The 3,516-nt window shown below is 55.4% G+C and carries 3 protein-coding genes; all 3 read right to left on the reverse strand.

What is annotated here, in order from left to right; all coding sequences use genetic code 11:
- Positions 1 to 179 precede the first annotated feature (179 nt).
- The 3 genes from L1N85_RS26640 to L1N85_RS26650 all read right to left on the reverse strand — a co-directional run bounded on the left by L1N85_RS26640 (position 180) and on the right by L1N85_RS26650 (position 3,259).
- Positions 180 to 1,004, reverse strand: coding sequence for an ExeA family protein (locus tag L1N85_RS26640; protein WP_235242040.1), 825 nt, complete (start codon positions 1,002 to 1,004; stop codon positions 180 to 182).
- Entirely contained in the window at positions 1,001 to 2,386 is a 1,386-nt protein-coding gene (locus tag L1N85_RS26645) for a DDE-type integrase/transposase/recombinase (protein WP_235242041.1), read from the reverse strand. The genes L1N85_RS26640 and L1N85_RS26645 overlap by 4 nt, the downstream gene beginning before the upstream one ends.
- Before the next feature lie 102 nt (positions 2,387 to 2,488).
- Entirely contained in the window at positions 2,489 to 3,259 is a 771-nt protein-coding gene (locus tag L1N85_RS26650) for a DUF6431 domain-containing protein (protein ID WP_235242042.1), read from the reverse strand.
- Positions 3,260 to 3,516 lie beyond the last annotated feature (257 nt).

Here is a 3,516-nt window from a genome sequence, read left to right on the forward strand (position 1 = left end):
TGTTGCCGCTCACGTAAAATGACGGCGTGAATCTTACCGACAATGACGGTAGAAATGTAACGTCAACCCGCCAAGCGGGTGAGAAGCGTATCGCCATTCAATAGACGAGGCGCATGCCAATCTCTGTGAATAAGAGACGGCATACGCCAACTAATGTGCATATAGGGGATAACGGCGAATTAATTCGTGAGGCCTCGCTGCCGATCCATGTCCGCGAGCACGCGAACGACATCACTTTCTTCAATAACTTCGAGATTTCGGGCGGTGGCGTCGAGCAGGATCTGCGTACAAATTTGGTTCACTACGCGTGGAAGTCCCTGGCTTGCTGCGAAGATGCGGCCTAGCGCACTTTCAGCAAAAACAGGCTTCTCCGCTTTGCTTACGGTCATGTGGTGACGGATATAGGCGCTCGTTTCATCCTTGTTCATACCGCCTAGATGGTACTGCATCCCTACGCGCTGAAGGGTCGCTTCATACTTTTTGAGCCGAAGCAACTTGCGCAGCTCCGGTTGGCCGACAAGGATGAGCGGAAACAGAGCCGCGGAGTCCATGTTGTAGTTAAGAGCGAATCTCAGCTCCAGCAACATCGCTTCGCTCATTTCATGTGCTTCGTCAATAATAACGGCTAACGTTTTTTCTCCTGGCGCAGACCGGCTGCGCACCACCTCTTGCCAGAGCTTTCGCGCCTTTGATACCGTGTAAACCGGCTCTACGCCCACAGCTTCAAGCAGTCCAGCATAAAATTCGCGCGGTTTCAGATTGGCGCAGCACAGATAGATCGGCAGATACGTCATCGGATCAAGCGAAGCAAACAAACGCCGGATCAGGGTGGACTTGCCGCCGCCGACTTCACCCGTTAATACGCCGAGTGTTCGGTGCTTAATCATCAGGTCCAATCGGGCGGCCGCTTCCTTATGCCCGCTGAACGCATAACAGAGCGTCGGATCGAGTTCTTTGCTAAAGGGCCTTTGCGGCGTGGGAACGGCTTGCGTGACCGAATTCATTGCGTATCATCCCCTCCCGCCGTGGCATAAGAGACAGGCTCGCTTGTCCACTGCGCTTGCCGCTTCTGTTCCGCCAGTTCCAGGAAGGCCACTTGTCCGTCCGGTTCCACGACAAGCGGAGCGGCCGGTTCAGGGTTTACCCGGCGGTCGTAGGGACGGGCTAAATCGACGACTGTGGCATCGGCGTACCTCTTGTCCTCATACCAGACCTGAATGCAGCTTAGGTCAAAGGGGTCGTAGCGAAGAAGCACACGTTTTCTGCACAGTTCAAGATCGACCTCATACGTGTTGCCATCCAGACTGACGCAGCCGGTTTTGTCGGCGGTTCGCTGCTCTTCCCAGAGGAAGATCTCCGTCAGTTCCGCTAGCGTTTTTCGCCGCATCTCCCGTTCGCAAGAGGAAAGCCGCACTTTGGGAGACTGCTTGGTGGAGCCATGTTCCCGGATATGGTAGTAACCGTCCAGCCATGCGGCGAGTGCGGCGTTAAGATCGGCGAGCGTCATCAGCCGCCCTTGTTCAATCAGTGCGTAAGCCTCCGGTTTGAAGCTGGTATCAATAAAACGGAACCAGCGTTCAATTTTCCCGCGCCCAGCAGGGCGTCGAACGGTAGAATGGGAAAGCTGAATCCCTAGCTTTCCGCAGATGCGCACCAGATGATGTGAGGAGAAAGCTGAGCCGTTGTCACAATAGAACTGGGAAGGGATTCCATGTTTCAGAATCGCCTTCTTGAGGCTGTCCTCCATACGCGGCAGCTTCTCATCCCAATAGAACTCGGCATGGACAATGTAACGGCTGTAGTCGTCAAGGATCGCGAACAGGATGGCTTTCTTTCGTTTCTTCGGGTCTTTCGGGTCGGGCAAATAGAGCGTGTGCTGAAAGTCGAATTGCCAGCTCAGATGCGCGTCCTCGGCTTCGAATCGCCTGAACCCTTTCTCCACGCCTTCCGCGAGCAGCTCTTTGCGGCTTGCGCCAGCCTTTCGAAGGTGCCGGGAGAGCGTGCTTGCGGCAACCGTGCCAGCCTCAGCTTTGCCGCTCTCCTCGAGTATAAAGATGATCTGGTCGACGCTGCGCTCGGGACGCTCCTTGCGCAGGCGAATCGCCTCTTGAAGTACAGCTGGCGGGATGCTCAGATTGGTTTTTCGGATGCGAGCTTTCGGTTTCAGGCCGTTCCACTCGCCCCTGCGGTACTGGTTCAGCCAGCGTTCGAGCGAACGCACGCTTACGTGAGTTTTCGTGCTGCCGGGAATGTGGTACACCTGAGATGCGGCCTGCGCCAAATAAGCCTTGAGTTCACCGGGCGCAAGCGGCGTCTGCCGACTGACGATCGGGGCGATCAGGCTGTAGCGAAAAGCGGCCATTTGTTCCTGTAATGACGAATCCATATGGGTGTTGCCTCCTTTGGAGATGAAATGGGGCGCTAAAATCCCCTTGCCTCCATTGTGAGACGCCGCCAATCGATGCGACAGGACAGGCTCTGTGGTATTTTATCCGTGCGCCGTCACCGTCATGGAGAAGTGGAGACGGTTCAGGCCGTGAAGGAACCGGATGTTCCGAAGCTCCGGAATCCGCTCCCGAATGATCGTCCATGCGGTATGCAGGGTGTTCCAGAGGGATGACGAGCGTGGAAGTGCGAGATGTGGTGCCCGGGCGAGCATCCATGCCCACAAGCCGGACTCGAGCTGCGCGAGCCGCTGGTTCCAGCCTCGAATCAGGCTGGCAATCGTGCGCTCATCGATGCTGCCGCAAGGCAGGGCTTGCGTCTGCTCTGCGACCTGCTCCACTGTAGCGCCTTGATGAGCCGCTCCGACTAGTTCTTCTTGAAGGTCTAACGCCATCTGCATATACGGCTCAAGGAAGGCGGGGATGACGGAATGAACATATCCGCAATCGGGACAACGAAATCGGAAGATGCAGATCTTCTCTGGGCAAGTAACGGTCATCACGATCCGCTCATAATGGCTGTGGCGATGAGGCTTCCGCTTACTCTGGCAGCATTTCGGACATTGCTTGGGGCGGTCATCTTCCGGTATCCCATGCTTGCTGACAAGCGCCAGGTAGTGCATAAGATCTTGATGCCATAAGGGCAAGGGCGGTTGCTGGGATTCAGTCCTGCATTCGGAGAATACTTCACTGCAGCAGGGACAGCGATAGCCGCCTTTACATACCCGAATCGTCACGTTATGTAAACGAATAAGCCCACCATGGCGCTGTAACCCGCTATTCTCTAAACAGACGGAGATGCGCTCCGCTGCCACAGCCCCCTCCAGCACAGACAGAGGCTTTACAATTCTCTTCTTTTTCATTAAGCTTAATTCAAGCGAAAGCTTGGGGAAAGGAAGACGGGGCGGCAACCCATAACGTCTTCCTTTTTTATTTTGTCGCTTTCGCCGCTCCTTGAACAATGAATGGCGGTTCAGCCTCCGGCTGCACACGCCATTCATTGTCCCTCATTAACGTCATCCTTGGCAAGAAAAAGCCGCCCGTTTCCCGATAGGGGAACTGAGCGGCAACA

The organism is Paenibacillus alkaliterrae (assembly GCF_021532375.1).
Classification (GTDB): Bacteria; Bacillota; Bacilli; order Paenibacillales; family Paenibacillaceae; genus Pristimantibacillus; species Pristimantibacillus alkaliterrae.